This is a genomic window from Mycoplasma todarodis (genome assembly GCF_965212735.1).
GTDB lineage: Bacteria > Bacillota_I > Bacilli_A > Mycoplasmatales > Metamycoplasmataceae > Mycoplasma_K > Mycoplasma_K todarodis_A.
Window position 1 is genome coordinate 33,989 of record NZ_CBDBYJ010000004.1, and the last position, 17,107, is coordinate 51,095.

The 17,107-nt window shown below is 30.3% G+C and carries 17 protein-coding genes; 6 read left to right on the plus strand and 11 right to left on the minus strand.

Going from position 1 to position 17,107, the window contains the following annotated elements; all coding sequences use genetic code 4:
* Together hpt and ACOMC1_RS03440 are read left to right on the plus strand one after the other, a co-directional pair.
* Positions 1–540 carry a hypoxanthine phosphoribosyltransferase gene (gene hpt, locus ACOMC1_RS03435; RefSeq protein WP_420331246.1) on the plus strand — a complete coding sequence of 180 codons (540 nt, stop codon included), beginning with the start codon at positions 1–3 and terminating at the stop codon, positions 538–540.
* Between the two features lie 123 nt (positions 541–663).
* Positions 664–2,292, plus strand: a complete 1,629-nt coding sequence (locus ACOMC1_RS03440; protein WP_420331247.1) for a formate--tetrahydrofolate ligase — start codon at positions 664–666, stop codon at positions 2,290–2,292.
* A gap of 26 nt (positions 2,293–2,318) precedes the next feature.
* On the opposite strand, the gene ACOMC1_RS03445 is transcribed toward ACOMC1_RS03440, so the two are convergent.
* Both ACOMC1_RS03445 and ACOMC1_RS03450 read right to left on the minus strand, forming a co-directional pair.
* On the minus strand, positions 2,319–4,097 hold the full coding sequence (locus tag ACOMC1_RS03445) for a hypothetical protein (RefSeq protein WP_420331248.1): 1,779 nt from the start codon (positions 4,095–4,097) through the stop codon (positions 2,319–2,321).
* 81 nt (positions 4,098–4,178) lie between these two features.
* Positions 4,179–4,772, minus strand: a complete 594-nt coding sequence (locus ACOMC1_RS03450; protein WP_420331249.1) for a ribonuclease HII — start codon at positions 4,770–4,772, stop codon at positions 4,179–4,181.
* A gap of 195 nt (positions 4,773–4,967) precedes the next feature.
* Here ACOMC1_RS03450 and ACOMC1_RS03455 point away from each other — a divergent pair, with 195 nt between their 5' ends.
* Positions 4,968–5,276, plus strand: a complete 309-nt coding sequence (locus ACOMC1_RS03455) for a hypothetical protein (protein WP_420331250.1) — start codon at positions 4,968–4,970, stop codon at positions 5,274–5,276.
* 16 nt (positions 5,277–5,292) lie between these two features.
* On the opposite strand, the gene ACOMC1_RS03460 is transcribed toward ACOMC1_RS03455, so the two are convergent.
* Complete coding sequence (locus ACOMC1_RS03460; protein WP_420331251.1) at positions 5,293–6,147, minus strand: hypothetical protein; 855 nt, start codon at positions 6,145–6,147, stop codon at positions 5,293–5,295.
* A 123-nt stretch (positions 6,148–6,270) separates the two neighbouring features.
* On the opposite strand from ACOMC1_RS03460, the gene ACOMC1_RS03465 reads away from it, so the two are divergent.
* Positions 6,271–6,609 (plus strand): hypothetical protein, encoded by a 339-nt coding sequence (locus ACOMC1_RS03465; RefSeq protein ID WP_420331252.1) that lies wholly within the window; start codon positions 6,271–6,273, stop codon positions 6,607–6,609.
* A gap of 16 nt (positions 6,610–6,625) precedes the next feature.
* On the opposite strand, the gene ACOMC1_RS03470 is transcribed toward ACOMC1_RS03465, so the two are convergent.
* The 5 genes from ACOMC1_RS03470 to parC are packed head-to-tail and all read right to left on the minus strand — an operon-like array spanning position 6,626 to position 12,142.
* Complete coding sequence (locus ACOMC1_RS03470) at positions 6,626–7,276, minus strand: hypothetical protein (protein ID WP_420331253.1); 651 nt, start codon at positions 7,274–7,276, stop codon at positions 6,626–6,628.
* The gene (locus ACOMC1_RS03475) at positions 7,276–8,355 is read right to left on the minus strand and encodes a nicotinate-nucleotide adenylyltransferase (RefSeq protein ID WP_420331254.1); all 1,080 of its coding nucleotides are present in this window, start codon (positions 8,353–8,355) and stop codon (positions 7,276–7,278) included. The genes ACOMC1_RS03470 and ACOMC1_RS03475 overlap by 1 nt, the downstream gene beginning before the upstream one ends.
* A gap of 28 nt (positions 8,356–8,383) precedes the next feature.
* Positions 8,384–8,965: a YqeG family HAD IIIA-type phosphatase gene (locus ACOMC1_RS03480; protein ID WP_420331255.1), complete on the minus strand. Its 582-nt coding sequence runs from the start codon at positions 8,963–8,965 to the stop codon at positions 8,384–8,386.
* 24 nt (positions 8,966–8,989) lie between these two features.
* Positions 8,990–9,577, minus strand: coding sequence for an FMN-dependent NADH-azoreductase (locus ACOMC1_RS03485; protein ID WP_420331256.1), 588 nt, complete (start codon positions 9,575–9,577; stop codon positions 8,990–8,992).
* 30 nt (positions 9,578–9,607) lie between these two features.
* Positions 9,608–12,142, minus strand: a complete 2,535-nt coding sequence (gene parC / locus ACOMC1_RS03490; protein WP_420331257.1) for a DNA topoisomerase IV subunit A — start codon at positions 12,140–12,142, stop codon at positions 9,608–9,610.
* Between the two features lie 74 nt (positions 12,143–12,216).
* On the opposite strand from parC, the gene ACOMC1_RS03495 reads away from it, so the two are divergent.
* The gene (locus ACOMC1_RS03495; RefSeq protein ID WP_420331258.1) at positions 12,217–13,830 is read left to right on the plus strand and encodes an ABC-F family ATP-binding cassette domain-containing protein; all 1,614 of its coding nucleotides are present in this window, start codon (positions 12,217–12,219) and stop codon (positions 13,828–13,830) included.
* Between the two features lie 111 nt (positions 13,831–13,941).
* On the opposite strand, the gene ACOMC1_RS03500 is transcribed toward ACOMC1_RS03495, so the two are convergent.
* Together ACOMC1_RS03500 and ACOMC1_RS03505 are read right to left on the minus strand one after the other, a co-directional pair.
* A complete protein-coding gene (locus tag ACOMC1_RS03500) occupies positions 13,942–14,817 on the minus strand; it encodes an ion transporter (RefSeq protein ID WP_420331259.1) in 876 nt (291 codons plus the stop codon).
* Position 14,818: 1 nt separating this feature from the next.
* Entirely contained in the window at positions 14,819–15,493 is a 675-nt protein-coding gene (locus ACOMC1_RS03505) for a nuclease-related domain-containing protein (RefSeq protein ID WP_420331260.1), read from the minus strand.
* Positions 15,494–15,560: 67 nt separating this feature from the next.
* On the opposite strand from ACOMC1_RS03505, the gene rpsT reads away from it, so the two are divergent.
* Positions 15,561–15,821: a 30S ribosomal protein S20 gene (rpsT, locus tag ACOMC1_RS03510; protein WP_420331261.1), complete on the plus strand. Its 261-nt coding sequence runs from the start codon at positions 15,561–15,563 to the stop codon at positions 15,819–15,821.
* Positions 15,822–15,929: 108 nt separating this feature from the next.
* Here rpsT and holA read toward each other — a convergent pair whose 3' ends face one another.
* A complete protein-coding gene (gene holA, locus ACOMC1_RS03515) occupies positions 15,930–16,847 on the minus strand; it encodes a DNA polymerase III subunit delta (RefSeq protein WP_420331262.1) in 918 nt (305 codons plus the stop codon).
* Positions 16,848–17,107: the final 260 nt, after the last annotated feature.

A 17,107-nucleotide genomic window follows, 5' to 3' on the forward strand; every position in this document is an offset into this window, starting at 1 on the left:
ATGTTAGATAAACACATAGAAAAGAAATTATTTGATTACGAAGATTTGATCAAACCTATAAAAGAAATAGGTGATTCTATTTCCAATACATTCAAAGGTCAAGAAGTTGTATTGGTTTGTGTTTTAAAAGGTGCAATTACCTTTTATGGGCACTTATTAAAATATATACATGGGGTAAAAGTTGCAACTGATTATATACACGTAAAATCTTATAACGGAACTAGTAATGGAACTAGGGAAGTAAAATTAATCGCCAAACACACTGCAAATATAGAAAATAAGAATGTTATTATAATTGAAGACATTGTTGATTCCGGATATACAATGGAATTCTTATATGACTATTTTGATAAATTGGGAGCCAAAACCATTTCATCAGCAGTTCTAGCTAATAAACCATCAGCTAGAAAAATAGAATTTGAGCCAACTTGATATGGTATTGAGTTACCAAATGATTATGTTGTTGGGTTTGGATTTGATTTAAATGATGACTTAAGACATTTACCGTATATAGGTATATTGAAGAAAGAATATTATTAATACAAAATTAACGCCAAGCAATTATTGCTGGTGTTTTTTTTAATTGAAAGTAAGAACCGTTAAAGGTGTTAAAATATTAATATAATTACAACTAAGTAAATTCCAAAAATAAAAGAGGCAATTATGAAAAAAATAACAGATGCAGACATAGCACAATCAATAAAATTGAATAATATAAATGAAGTCGCAAAAAAAGCAGGTATCAATAAATTCACAACCTACGGAGAAACAAAAGCAAAAGTAGAATCTCTTTCTGCTCCAAAGGGTAAATTAGTCTTAGTTACTGCTATCAACCCCACTCCAGCAGGAGAAGGTAAAACAACTACTTCTATTGGTTTAGCCGATTCAATGAATGCAATGGGTTACAAAACTATGTTGGCATTAAGAGAACCTTCGTTAGGGCCTGTTTTTGGTAGAAAGGGTGGAGCAACCGGAGGTGGTAAAGCTCAAGTTGCACCAATAGATGAAATTAACCTACATTTCACAGGAGATTTCCATGCTATCACAACAGCAAATAATTTATTGAGTGCCGCTATTGATAATCATATTTATTTTGGGAATGAGTTAAATATCACAAAAGTTGTTTGATCTAGATGTGTCGATATGAATGATAGAGCACTAAGGGATATAGTTATTAAAAACGGTAAGAAACATGAACGTAAAGAAATGTTTCAAATTACGGCAGCATCCGAATTAATGGCTATATTCTGTTTAGCTAAAAACTCAGAGGATTTAAGAATGAGATTAGAGAAAATTATTGTTGGATTTTCAGATGATAAACCAATATTTGCCAAAGAGTTAAATGTTATTGGATCGATGATGGCTTTATTGAAAGATGCTATGAAGCCAAACTTAGTTCAAACTCTTGAAAACAACCCCGCTTTAATACATGGGGGACCATTCGCTAATATAGCTCATGGGTGCAACAGTATTATTGCAACAAAAACAGCGCTATCATTATCTGATTATGTTGTAACAGAAGCTGGTTTTGGTTCAGATTTGGGTGCAGAGAAGTTTTTAAATATGAAATCGAGAATTGCGGACATATCACCTAACGCTGTTGTATTAGTAGCAACAATTCGTGCATTAAAAATGCAAGGTGGTGCTCAATTAAGCGAGTTAAACAAAGAAGATTTAAAAGCATTGGAATTAGGTATAGAAAATTTAAATAGACATATAGAAATAATTAAATCATTCAACTTACCTTTGGTTGTAACTTTAAATAATTTTGTTGGTGATTGAAGTTCAGAAGTTCAATACATAGAAAATTGAGCTAAAGATAAAGGTTTAAATTTTGCAATTTCTAAAGTCTGAGAGCATGGTTCTGAAGGCGGTAAAGAATTAGTGGAAACATTAATGAAAACGATGGAAGACGATACTAAAATTAATTTTACATATGATATTCAAGATTCAATTGAAATCAAGATGAGAAAATTAGCTAAAACAATCTACGGAACAAATAAAATTGAGTTTTCAAATGAAGCTAAAGAAACAATTGCTTATCTAGAAAAGAATAATCTAGATAAAAAGTTGATTTGTGTTGCAAAAACACCTGTTTCACTATCAAGCAATCCTAAGTTATTGGGTGCACCTAAAGATTTTGTTATAACAATTAATAAAATTAAGTTATCTAATGGAGCTGACTTCATAACTTTATACTGTGATGACATTCTTGTAATGCCAGGATTGCCAAAAACGCCTGCAGCAGAAAAGATAGATATTGTTGATGGGATTATTAAAGGTGTTTCATAATAAAAAATAGGAAGAACCCTATTTTTTTATTTATTAATTATGTAATTTGTTATTTCTTCTGACGTTTTTAACACTACATTTTTAACTTCTTCAGAGTTGATATCAATACCAACTTTTTCAAGAATAGTGTTTGTTGAGTATTCTTCACCACCCATATTTAAAATCCTAATAAATGTTTCTGTATTACCGCTTCTTATTTGATCAGCTAAGTAAATTGCAAGAATGAATGAAATAGTATAACTTGAATATGTGTAGTGATTATCCATTGAGAAGTAACCTAAGACAGAACCTTTTTTAGTTAAATCAATTCCATCAACAACGGTTGGTTTGTTATTTGGTTTAATTGAAAGATTTTCTTTATAAACAACTTCACGAATTATTTCTGGAGTAATAGTTTCACCCTTTCAAGCCATTTCGTATAAAGTATCTTCTGCAAGTGTTGTTGTTGCAAATTTATTTGTTACTGATAATAATCTAGCTAAAGCTTCATAAGCAATTGTTTTTGCATATTCTGTTTCTTTATCCATAGAAGCAAATGCAAATAACATTGAGAATGTATCTGCAACGGCTTCACCTATTGCTAGTGAGAATCTCGCCTCTTCAATTGGTTTATTCAGTTTTGCAGCAACTATGTGCATTGTATGACCCATTTCATGTGCGAGAGTTGAAGCTGAATATGGATTGCTATCTATATAACTTTGAGTTACATAATAAATATTATTATTTCCAGTTCAAGTTGCTGCAGCACCATTATATTTGTGTTCACTTTCTAAGATTGCTAAAGTACCTTCTATTGAGAAGTTATCTATTATGTATTTACTTTCTTTCGGGAAAATGTCTTTTACTTCATTTTGGTAAAAGTCAATGATTTCTTTTAATGGTATTGGCACTATTTTTGATGGATACGCTTTTTCATCTCAAGGTTGAATTTTTTCTAGGTTAAAACTTGTTTTTCTATATTCATTTAATTTAGAGATGTATTTAGAATGCAATTCTTTATATAGTTCTTTTGAAGTTTGCATTACCCCCTTTGCAAAACCAGGAGCTTCATCCCTCTTTTGACTAATAAATTGTTGATATGAATCATAGCCAAATTTCTTTAAGTATTCAGTACGTTTATTGATGTAATTTGCAACACCTGAAGTAACTTCCTTGTCGTTATCTCTTTTATCTTCAAAACTATGGATGAAAATTTGTTTTCTTAAGTCTCTATCTTGTGTTGGATCAATAGAAATAACATTTTCTTCATCTTCAGTTAATTTTTTACCATCTTTAATAAATGGTTTTACAACTGGTTTGTTCCCAAGTTCTTGAGCTTTCAGTGAATTCTTTGTAAATTCTTTAGTGTATAAAGCTTTCTCCTTATGTTGTTCAGGAGTAAGGATTCCTACTTGACGTCTTATTTTTGAAGAAAATAATTCTTCTCAAACTTTTAACTCTTCATCTTTTCTGATTAGTTCTAAAACTTTTTCACTTCCAAAAGCAACTAATTGTTCACTTAATTTAGAAACCTTTAACTCGAACGAATCGATTACTTCATGGATTGGTTCAGATTCTTTTAGTAACTCATTCTTTCTAGTGTCTGAAAAATATTGAACATTTAAATATGTATATGTGTATTCAATCATACCCATCATATTATTGTATTGAGCAACAAAGTCCTTAAGTTTTGAATTAGTAATATCATCAAAGTTCATTTCTAAGAAAGTTTGTAATCCGTCTTTCATTTTTACAACAACATTTTCAAACTCCTCTTTTGTTTTGTAAGATAAACTTACATCTGCTAGCATAACTGGTTTAATCATAATAACCACCTTTCATTTAAAGAATTATAATACATTCACAAAGTTAAGGGTGTAATAAAAAAATAAGGTCTACAACCTTATTTATAGAAATTTTTGCACTGGTTTATAACTCTTTCTATGAATTTTCGTTACTCCATATTTTTCAAGAGCCTCTCTATGCATTTTTGTTACATACCCTTTATGTTTCTCAAATCCATAATTAGGGAACTCTTTTGCATATTCAACCATGATTCTATCTCTGGTAACTTTTGCTAATATACTTGCTGCAGCAATAGTTAGTGAAAGGGAATCACCCTTTTTAATACCTTGTTGATCAATATCAACATAAACAGTTTCGAAATCAACCAAGATATGTTCAGGTTGAGGGTTTAAAGATTTTATCGCATTAGTCATAGCAACTCGTGATGCTTCTTTGGGGTTTAATCTATCAACCTCTTCAGCACTGATGATTTGAATGTCGAACGCTATTGCATCTTTTTTAATTTGCTCAAAAGCAAGTTCACGTTTCTTTTCTGTCAACTTTTTCGAATCGTCTATTAAATCATTTTTATAATTCAAAGGTAAGATACAAGCTGCAGCGACAACAGGACCAGCCATAGGACCTCTCCCAGCTTCGTCGCAACCAGCAATATATTTTATTCCTTTATTAATTAGTTCTTGCTCATATTTATACATAAGTAAAGTATACATTCTTTATTGTTACTTCAAAACTTTTTAGGTTGTTTTAAACATCGTGCATCTTTTTGTAAGTAATTTATGTGTTTTTGTTGATTTATAGCCTTAAATGGGTTGTAAAAGGTTGATAAAGCGAAATAAACAAACAATTACAGTTTAAATAAGTATAATTCACTTACAAGCATCGGAGGAACTATGCAAACAATAGATAAAGAACTAAAAGCAAAATTTTATAAAAGAATTGCAAAAGCGATTTGTAAATGTAAGAATTTTACAAAGTGTAATTGTAAAACTACAAAAATGTTAAATGTAATTGAAACAAAATTAGATTTCGAATTAAATAAAGCGGGTAAAGAAGTTTTATTTTATGAACAAGAATACACAAAGAAAGTAAGTGTTAAAACTAATGGTAAGGAATTAACTGAAGCGCTAGACGAACTCGCTATTAAAACAATTGAAAAACTCAAAGAGGTTAAACTTTACAGATTTGATTTCGAAGAATAAAAAAATAAGGAAATCCTTATTTTTTATTTCGTTTATTTCTTATAAATTTGATGAATTTTGGTGTATCAACCTTCTCCATATTAAATCATTGTGATAAGAATGTTGATCCGTATGCAATACCCAAACATCATGATACAGAGAATACATAAAAAATCAATGTTGGAACTGGATAAGGTGCAATATCTTTCATAAATGTATAAGATTCACTCACAAGCACAATGGAACCATTATCTAACTTGGTTACAATTGTTCGATAACTAGGTTCTAATAGAGCCGTTGAGAACATACCTATCCTATCTTTTCATAATTGAGACTTCACACTTCAATAAGGGATACCTGTTACCAGGATAACAAACAATATGAAAATTGCTATAAAGATAAAAGTTCCTATAAAATCTTTTTTCTCATATTTACCAATGGTTATCAATCCATACATAGCTACTATCAACATTACAGAATGCTTGATATAAGATATAACTCTATCAGGTCATCATGCATGCTCTGGAATGTAGTCATATGTTGTTGAGATAAGTGTTAAGAATCCACCTATAAATAATCAAGGAAGGGTTCATTTTATAATTTTTCTATTACCACTTAACAAAATGAATGGTGCTACAAGAGATAAGAATGAGCATAAGTCACCATAAAGTAGGTGTCATCATGCTCCGATACTTGCAAAAGCAATAATGAAAGATAATTCAAGAGCCCCTAATAGAACACCTAATATTCTTAAATGTAAAGTGATTGATTTATCATCAAAACGTTTATTAAATTTTGAACGCAAACCTAACATTACTGCAAATCCAATGAAGATTAACACAACTGCAAGAGGGCCTTGTATTCGCCCTCAAATATTTAGTTTTTCATACATAAAACCTCCTTTTAGTAAATTCCGAAACGCTTATTTCTAACTATTGCTAGAAAATAAAGGTACGCTAAACTATAACATTTTTTAAAATTAATGTAAAATATTTATAAATAAATTGGAGGTAGTATGCAAGAAAATAAAAAAAGAATGAGTGCTAGTGGTTTCTCTTATTTAGCAATGGTATTTGTTCTTATATTCCTTATGATCAATACTTTCTTTTTACTGTATAGCATTGCTCACAAGGATTCGATAGATAACAAGTCTCTATCATTAATTTTCTGAATAGTAGAGGGATTTTTAATAGCGGATTTAATTTGATTCATCATTATTATTTGATTACACAAAAAAAGCATATACAACACCTATTCAATTTGAATATTATTTGCAACTTCTTTAATTGGTTTATTTCCATTAAAACTAGTTATTTGATTTATGCATTATTTCAATTACAAGAAAACTGAATAAATAAAAAAAACGCTAATTAAGCGTTTTTTGTTGCTTCATCAATTAATTCCATTGTTTTTTGGAATGCAATTTTACCAGCTTCAGTTATTCTGTAATTAATATCACCTAATCTTGAAGAATCTTTACCGATGATATCTGATACACATTTTAATACGTATAGTTCAACGTTATTGTTATATGCAATTTGAGCCATACCAGCTGTTTCCATATCAAAGATACTTACAATAAGATCTTTTTGAATTTCTTTAACATCTTCTTCTGATGAAATAAATTTCATACCAGAAGCTATTGGGTTGTTTTTAGTACCAGGTATTCTTAAATTATTTATATAGAATTGAACATCTCCAGGCACTTGACCTCTTGGGTATCAAGGAGTAATAACATCATGGAAGTATATCTTCTTAGGAACAACTAAATCGAATACTTCTAGTGTTGAATCTGCTCCAACAGCTCCATAGTTATAAACTTTTGTTACACCGAATGAAGAAATCATTTCTTGAATACAAGCCGCAGCTTTTACAACACCTATACCAGAGTGAGAAACAACTACATCTTGTCCATTAACGTCATAAACAATGAAATCAAATCCATTTTTTGTAACCTCTTCTTTTTCATTTCAACGAATTTTATTCAATTCGTGTTTATCTGCAATTATTAAACCAATCATTATTTACCGACTTTCTTTAGAGTGAAGTGATTTACACTTCCGTATTTTTTTGTTATCTCAGCTGTAGCAAATTCAGCTGCAGCTTTAAATCCAGCATCAAGATCTTCCATAGCTAATTTTCTATGTTCTTGAATACCTGGATATCTTCTACCATCACATAACTTATCAGCAACATAAACTATTTTATCTAATGTTGTCAAGTCTTCGAAAGGCATTGCATCAGCATTCGAATGTTTAAATACCGCATTAACAATTTCATCATCATTAACTTTGTAAACATCTTTAAGTCATAAAGCACCAGTTCATTGGTGTCAAATTAATTCAGGTGTTCCTGTAGGGTCATAACCACGTTCTAACAAGAATTCCTTATGTTTTTCATTACTTCATTCTTTTGTGATGTCGTGCATTAAAGCAGCAACTCAAGCTTGCTTCGCGCTTACTCCGTTAGCTTTTGCTAAATCAGCTGCCATTGAACCGGCTGCAATACAGTGTTTGTGTCTACGCACAGTTAAATTAGCCCTACCAATTTCTAATAGAAGTAATTTATTATCTCCGATATACTCAATTACTTTTTCATCAAGTCCGGTAAAGTCTCCTGAACGGGCATTTGATGATGAATGAGTTCATCTTTCGTTTTTAAGTAGAGTTGCGTTATATTTTTTAATGTTTATTTTTGAGAAAACATCTTCTCTTTGGAAGATTGCGATAGTTGCTTCTTTTGCAATGATATCTATATCTTTTCATTTGTGTAATTTATAAAGATTATCACTTCCAATAAGTAATACTAATTCATCATTAGGGAATTGTTTCCTAAAATGTTTAATAGTTTCTATTGTGTAAGAAGTTCCTTTTCTATTTATCTCGAATAAAGATACTTCTGTATTCTCTGGTTTAACCAGGTTCAACATATTGATTCTATCTTCAGCATCAAGATACTTCACTTTTGATTTAAACGGTGACTGGTATGCAGGCACGAAATATAACTTATCTAAACTTAGCTCTGACATTGCAAATTTTGCAACGTTTATGTGTCCTTTGTGGGCTGGATTAAATGATCCGCCGAATATTCCTATTTTCATATTTAAATCTATTATATAAGAAAAAGAGCTATAAAAGCTCAAAGGAAGTTTTTAAATGACCTAAAGAATATTTACCACGCTTAAGAATATTCTTCTTTTCTAGTCTTTTGTAGACAACGTTTTCTAAAAATTTATGCAAAGGGGACATTTTATAATCCGTTGAAACTAGAGGTTGCACTAGTATCGATTCCATTTTCATACGGTTAGCAATCAATATATCCGTAATAATCATATCTCCCATAAAGATTGTTTGTCTAGGTTCGACATCAGCATTCTTCATAATATCTGAAATTGACGATTTAAGGGGCTTTTTAGCATTCCCTTTTCATTGTTTGATATTTGCCCTTTCACAGAACATATCAACTCTCTTTTTAGTGTTATTTGAAACAATAACAAATTCAATTCCGTAAGATTCTACAGTTTTAATAAATCTTAAAACTTCTTTATTAGGTAAACGAGTGTAATGAGGAACCAATGTATTGTCTAAATCGCATAAGAATAATTTTATCCCTTGTTCTTTTAATGAGTTGATATTAACATCTTTAAAAGACCTAACATACATTGATGGTTTAAAGTAGTTGGCAACTAAGCCACGTTTATTTTTTTTCATATAAAAATTATAGTAAAAAAAGAGCTATACTCTTTCTTTTATTTTATCCATCACTAGTTCAATATTTTCTTCTACTGATAAATTTATTTTTTCGGAAGTTTTAACTCCATCAATTTGTATAGTTGGTAATACAGTTGCACCAAGGAAGTTTCAAGTTCCCTCCATTGCTGGTATGAAGTTAGAAAATGCATATCAACCTTCAGGAGCACCTTGGACTGCTATGATTTGAACTTCAAGATTAGTTAATAAACCTTCTGACTCACCTTTTCCATCATATTTATATTTAAATGTTTTTCCGGCAACACATATTTTGTCAAATAAGTTCTTCATTTGTGCAGTATATGAGAAATTAGTCATAGGTACTGATATAACTAACTTATCAACTGATTTTAGTAAGTTTATATACTTGTCTGAATCTTCGAAAAATGTATCAAAGTTCTCTGATGTCATTGCTACACTTAAATCATCTTGATCATTTAAGTCCATTCAAATAGTTTCATGTTCTGGGTATTTAATTTCGTAAAGTTCTTTATATGTTTCTAACGCCTTAAGGGAAATTGAACCTTTAGGTGTGTTCTTTGTCATTGTTGTTGTTATAAATAATGTTTTCATACTTAAATTATATATAAAAAAGACAATATATTAAATATCGCCTAGTATGTCTTCTATTGACATTTGAGAAACTGATTCAATTGCTTTTTCAGCTTCATCGAACTGTTCTGTTTCTGAAATGTTATTTGTTTTTATTAATTCTGAGTCTTTATCAATTATTTGAGAAACCATAAGTTTAGCTGCTAAGATGTTTTCTGGTCCTAGTGAACTTAACCCTGCTTCTGTATCAGTTATATCAGCTGCTTTAAGTTCTACAACTTCTAAAATACCATCCATTTTCATAAAGTTGGCTTTTGTTGTAGTGTCCACAACGTTCATATCGTAAATAATATGTGGTTTAGATTTAACAACTCTGAACAAGTTACGTCCTTTTGTTGTTCTTGATGAAGGAGCTATTGAAGAAATCCTCATACGTTTAACCCCACCTCTACTTGAAAGTAGACCAATTGTATCTTCTGGATTAACAAGGGTAAATGCAGTTACTTGATTATCATCTAATGATATTCCGATAACCCCACCTGATTTAGTACCTTGTACTGAAATTGTTGTTTCATCATATAGAGTTGCTTTACCTGATGAAGTAACAATAACAACTTTTTTATCTCCACCTGAAACTCTAGCACCAATTAATTTATCTCCTTGACCTAATTTCATTGCCATTAATGGTTTTGAATATCTAGATACTTCAAAATCTTTTAATTGAATACGTTTAGCTTTACCTTTTCTTGTAACTAATGTAACATAACCTTTTAAGTCAAAATCAGCAACAGAGATAACTGAAACGATGTTGTGATCAGGATCAATAGCAGCGTAATCATTAATGTGTTTACCTGCTGATTTGAATTTCTCTTCCGAAATTTTGTGACCTGGAATAAATATGAATTGTCCTGCATCAGTAAATACTAATAATTTTTGAGCAGTATTTATTTTATCCATGAAGACTAACGAATCACCATCTTTAAGTCCATAGTGTTCAAGTTTATTTGATTCAAATACTCTATTAGAGAATGATTTAATGTAACCTTTTCTTGAAATACCAACATAAACATCTTCATGTTTGATTAAGTCGGCAACGTTAATTTCAATTTTTTCGATTTCTCTTTCGATAGTTGTACGTCTTGGTATTGCGAAATCCTTTTTAACTTGTCTAAAGAAATCTATTAGGTGTTTATCAAATTCTTCATCAACCCCTAATAACTCTTGATAACGTTTTATTCTAGCTTCAAGTTCTTCTTTTTCTTGTAAATAAACAAATTGATCAGTTGAAGAAAGTCTATAAAGTCTTAATTCCGCTATTGCACTGGCTTGAACTTGAGTGAATTCAAAGTTTTCCATAAGAGCTTTTATAACTCCGGCTTTTGAACCAGATGCTTGACGTATAACTCTAATAACTTCATCAACCATTGCTGTAACTTTAACTAAACCTGAAACGATTTCATGTCTAAGTTCATCTTTAGCTAATTCAAATTTAATTTGTCTTTTTTGCACTTCTTTGTGATGAACAAGGAATGCTTCTATTAGTTCTCTTAAAGAAAGTAATTTAGGAGCTCTATCTTTTATAGCAATATTGTTGTAATTGTAATAAATTTGTAAGTCTGTTTTAGCGTATAGGTAATTTAAGACTAATTTTGGTGATGTACCTGGCATTAATTCAATATAAATTGAAGTTCCTCTTCTGTCAGTTTCATCTCTAACCTCTTTAATTCCATGTATTGATTTATTAAATCTAATTTCATCTATATCTCTTACAAGTTTTGATTTGATAACACCATATGGTATTTCTGAAATTGTAATTGTTGGTTTTGTTTTAGATTCAGTTACTTCAACTTTAGAACGAATAATAACTCTACCCTTACCTCTTTCGAAAGCAGAATATATTCCATCTATACCTTGAACGATACCTCCAGTAGGGAAGTCAGGACCTTTTACAAAATTCATTAAAGTATCAAGTCTGATATTTGGTGATTTTATTGTAGCGATAACTGCATCAATAACTTCACCTAAGTTATGAGGCGGCATCTCAGTTGCATAACCAGCTGCAATACCTTTTGCACCGTTAATTAATAAATTGGGGAATCCAGCTGGTAATACAGTTGGTTCAGATTCTGAATCATCAAAGTTAGGAGCAAATGGAACTGTTTTTTGCTTAATACCTTTTAATAGTAAATCTGTTAGTTTTTCTAATCTAGCTTCAGTATATCTCATAGCTGCGGCAGGATCGTCATCTATTGAACCATTATTACCGTGCATAGAAACTAAAGGCATATTCATTTTTCAATCTTGTGTCATACGTACTAATGCATCATAAATCGAAGTGTCACCGTGTGGGTGGTATTTACCAATAACTTCACCAACAACCCTAGCTGATTTTTTGTAAGGTTTGTTGTGAGTTAAACCAAGTTCATTCATGGCATATAAAATCCTTCTTTGAACTGGTTTTAATCCATCCCTTGCGTCGGGTAAGGCTCTATCCTGGATGATATATTTTGAATACCTTCCAAACCTCTCTGACATGATTTGATCTAACGATTGTTTTAGTAGTTGCGCTGCTATATTTTTACTCATATGCTAAATTATAGATTATTTTTTTGAGTTTTTAAAAACTCTATTATAATTAGTATGAAAATTAGGAGGCAAAAATGATAGAAACACATGATTTAGGTATGGCTTTTAGTGATAAAAAGCTATTCCAAGGAGTAAGTTTAAGATTTACAGAAGGTAACACATATGGTGTTATAGGTGCCAATGGTGTCGGTAAATCAACTTTCCTAAAAATACTTGCAGGGGCTATGGAGTCAACTTCAGGTAAAGTTTCAGTTGATCAAGGTAAAAGAATTTCAACATTGGAACAAGATCACTTTAAATATAATGAACTAGACGCAACATCAGTTGTAATCTCAGGACATAAAGAAATGTTCGCAGTTATGGAAGAAAAAGATGCTTTATATATGAAGCCAGACTTTGATGAAAAAGATGGAGAAAGAGCTTCACATCTTGAAGGTGAATTTGCAATGATGGGTGGTTATGAATCTGAATCAGATGCACAAAAATTACTTTCATCTCTTGGAATTCCTCAAGAAAAATGAACAAAACCGTTAGCTGAATTAAAATCAGGAGAAAAAGTTAAGGTTCTTTTAGCGAGAGCGCTATTTGGTAACCCAGATATTCTAATTCTTGATGAACCTACTAACCACCTTGATATGCAAGCCATTTCATGATTAGAAGATTTCTTAAGTAAATATGAAAATACAGTTATCGCCGTATCTCACGATACTGATTTCTTAGATAACGTATGTACTCACACAGTTGATATTGACTTTGGAGAAGCAAACATGTTTACAGGTAACTACACATTCTGAAAACAATCATCAGAATTAGCCGCTGAACTTAAGAAAGCTCAAAACGCTAAAAAAGAAGATCAAATGAAAAAATTACAAGCATTCGTTGATAAATTCTCAGCCAATGCTTCTAAATCTTCTCAAGCTACTTCACGTAAAAAGACATTAGAGAAAATTACACTTGAAGATATTAAACCTTCAAATAGAAAGTACCCTTACATTAGATTCGATCTTTTAAGAGAACCTGGTAAAGAAATTCTTTCTGTTGATGATTTAACTTATATAACACCAGAAGGAGAAACTTTATTCGAGAATCTTACATTCAAAATACTTCCTGGTGAAAAGATGGTTATCCTTGGAGATGACGATATTGCAAAATCAAAATTATGTGATATTTTATCAGGTGATTTAGAACCTACTTCAGGTACATTCAAATGAGGGGTTACTATAACAACCGATTATTTCCCTAAAGACAATACTCATTTATTTGATAATGATCTTACAATTCTTAAATGATTAGGTCAATGAGATAAAGAAGATGATGAACCTAAACTTAGAGGATTCTTAGGAAGAATGTTATTCCCAGCTGATTCAGTATTTAAAAAAGTTAAAGCTTGTTCAGGTGGAGAAAAAGTTAGATTAATGATGGCAGCTATAATGTTAAGAGACTCAAACGCTTTAATATTAGATCAACCATTAGATCACTTAGATACAGAATCAATCGATTCAGTTATTGAAGGTCTTGATAAATATCAATCTTCATGTATCTTTACAACTTACAACAAAGCTTTCACAAACAAAGTTGCTAATACTATTCTTACACTTGGTTCTAAAGGTTCAATATTCTTTAGAGGTAAGTTAGATGATTATCTTGCAGACGAAAGAATCCAAGATATTATTAAAGATATTAAATAATTACTCTTAGGAGTTTTTATTTTAAATAAAACAAGCCGACTGAGGCTTGTTTTTAATTTTTATAGTTAATGACTTATCAAAGCAAAAAAGGCGAAAGAAAAAGAGGTTTAATTAACCTCTATCTGCTTTCTTAGTTACTTTTAACTTTGTAAGTTTTGATTTTTTACGTTTATCTTCCATTTGAGCTTTTTCATTTCTCATAACTTCAGCTTCTGAAAGGAATCCTCCAGCAATAACACCTGATGGGATTGCAAGAATACCAATACCAATAATAGACATTATCATTACGATTGCTTTACCCACATCTGATTTAGGTGCGATATCACCAAATCCAATTGTTGTTAGTGTAATTGTTGAGAAGTATAGTGCATCTTTGAATGATGTTATTTGTGCATCATCCGCAGTTTGTTCAACATTGTACATAACTAATGCAAATACAACTATTGTAATAATAACTATAAAGAATACATTGTAAAGTATTCATTTGTTCTTAGATATAACTCTTTTGAAAATTGCTAATGGTGGGAATAAGTTTGCCAGCATAACAATTCTTAATATTCTCATAAATTTAAATGTTTGTAATCCAACGAAAAAGTTTTTTGTTGGTCCATCACTTAAGTAATTTCCGATGATGTATAACGATGGTAACATCGAAATAATCAACATTATAGAAATCATTGTGAATGGGAATAATAATAATGATTTTGTTTTACTTATAAACCTCGCCGGAGCTGTAAATCATCTTAATCCATAATCTACAATCAATACTACGAATACTATTAATTCTACAAATGTAAATCATGCTTTATAGTGTTCTTGTACCTCGATTTTGAATGCAAGTGTTGAAATTGAAATTGCAACTATGAAAAAGATTACAAAAGCATATATATTTCTTAATCTTTTTATTTTACGTTTACGTTCTTTTGTATCAATAGATTTTAAGCTTGATTCTGAAGCTACTATGATACTTCCTTCATTTAATGTCATATTATCTTCCTTTCTGACCTGTTATGGTTTTATGTAAATTTACATCCTTAGGATTATGTGTCCTAAAAGATTTAATCTTATTATATAGTTTTTTTACTTGTTGATCCGATAATTTCGTATCTAGCACTGAATTTATTTTATCAAGTGAATTAAATAACTCAGAATGTCTTATTAAAACAACGTGAGCAGGTGTATTTGTTATTTTAATTGATTCTGCTCTATTAGAATAAACAATTAAAGAAACAATAGGTACTTTTATTTGCATCATATTCATAATGTGATTAATATGTTTGTCATTTTGAATTATTGGATTCCCAGTTGGGTGTTGCTTTTGACCCATTTGTTTAATTCATTGTGGTGATGCTGCATCTCCATGGATTTCACCTTTTATAGATTTGATCTCTACAACTATAATTCCTTTATTTGTAATAAGAATACCATCAACTTCAAATACCATATTTGAGTTGTAAGCATATAAATTAGCTTTAATGAATTTATTACGAGTGTGTTTTGCTCAAGTTGCAATATCGCCATTTATTATAGTTTCAGCTGATTGCCCGAGTTTTTTTGTTAATCTTTTTAAGGTTCTATTTTTGTATCAAAAGTATGCTAAAATTCCTACAATCGCTAGTATTACCAATGACCCAAAAACCATCCCTATATATAGTCTTGTCATATTACTCCTTAATTTTTACTAAATTATACTTTATTTTTGCTATAATGTTTTCACAAAGGAGTTTTAAATGGCAAATATCAAATCAAAAATGACACGTATTAAAACAAACGAAAAAGCTAGAGTAAGAAACGCTGCTATCAAATCAAGAGTTAGAACAGCAATCAAAAACGCTAAAGCTGCAATCGTTGCAAAAGAAGCTAACGCTCAAGAATTAGTGTCAAAAGCACATAAAGAAATCAACACTGCTGTTTCTAAAGGAGTATTCCACAAGAACAACGGTGCAAGAAAGTCTTCAAGACTTGATGCATTCTTTAACAAGAATAAATAGTTATAACATTTAACATTACCAATTAACAATAACAATTAAATAAAAAATAACTTCGGCTGAGTTATTTTTTTTATCCATTTTTACCAATTAAAAAAATAAGCTTAATGCTTATTTCATGAAGTTTAATATAAATTTGTCTAAACCTACTTTTGAATCTATAACACCAGTCTTAATGTCGATATCTAGTTTTGCTAAATCATTAATTAATTCTTTAAGAACTACTGGGTTAGTTTTCATAAGTAATTCATTAGCTTTCTTAATTCTGAATATATGAATTCTTGTAACGTCAGATATTTCTCTTGTTGTCATACCTGTTTGTTTATAATTGTTAACTTTGTTAGCTAATAATAATGTAGAAGCTATTTGTCCAATTAATAATAATGGATCATCTCCTGCAAATAATCTATCTTTGTATGCTGACGCTATTGCATAAGCGTCTTTTTCTATTATTGCATTCGCTAACGCAAAATAATCTTCTGAAACATATGTTGAAATTGATTTATCAATAACTTCAATAGTTACATCTTTTGAACCTAATAATAATTTATCTATTTCGTTGTTTATTATTCTTAAGTCATTTGGTACTTTGTTTGCAAATGCAATGGCAGCTTTATTTGTAATAGTTCCACCCTTTGATTCAACTATTAACCTAATTGTTTCATAAACTCTAGCATTTTTTAATCTATCAAATTTGTTTGTTGTCGCATTGGACATTAAATATTTTATAAGTGTGTTTGTTGCTTTAGGTTTTGCATTATTACTTACAAAAATAACTTTTGTTGTTTTATCAACGTTTTTTAACATCTCAACTAACTTTTTCGCCTCAGCTTCTTTTGAGAATGCTGGTATATCCCTCATTACAACCACTTTAACATCTTCAAACATAGGAATAGTAGTTAATTCCATCAATATTTCAGATAATGCTGAGGTTTCATCAAAAATAACGGGTTCTATACCGAATTTTGCGATAATGCGCTTTTCCTCATTATTGATAAGGAAACTCTCTTCTCCATAAATAAAATACATAGTACAAAAATTATATAGTAGTTATAAGTTAATGTAGGTGAAAAAGTTTGACTTTTTATTTTTATTACCGTTTTGCCAAATATTTTCAATACAAATATAAGGAGTTCGTATGGATAATCAAGCAACCACTTAATCGGCAAAAGAATTAAAGTGATAATGTAGATCACTGATATTAAAGGAGTTAGCGCCATTGAATAAAGAACACCTCAAATAGAAATCCATCCATTTATAGAAATAATTATTGGTAATGTCACTAAAAA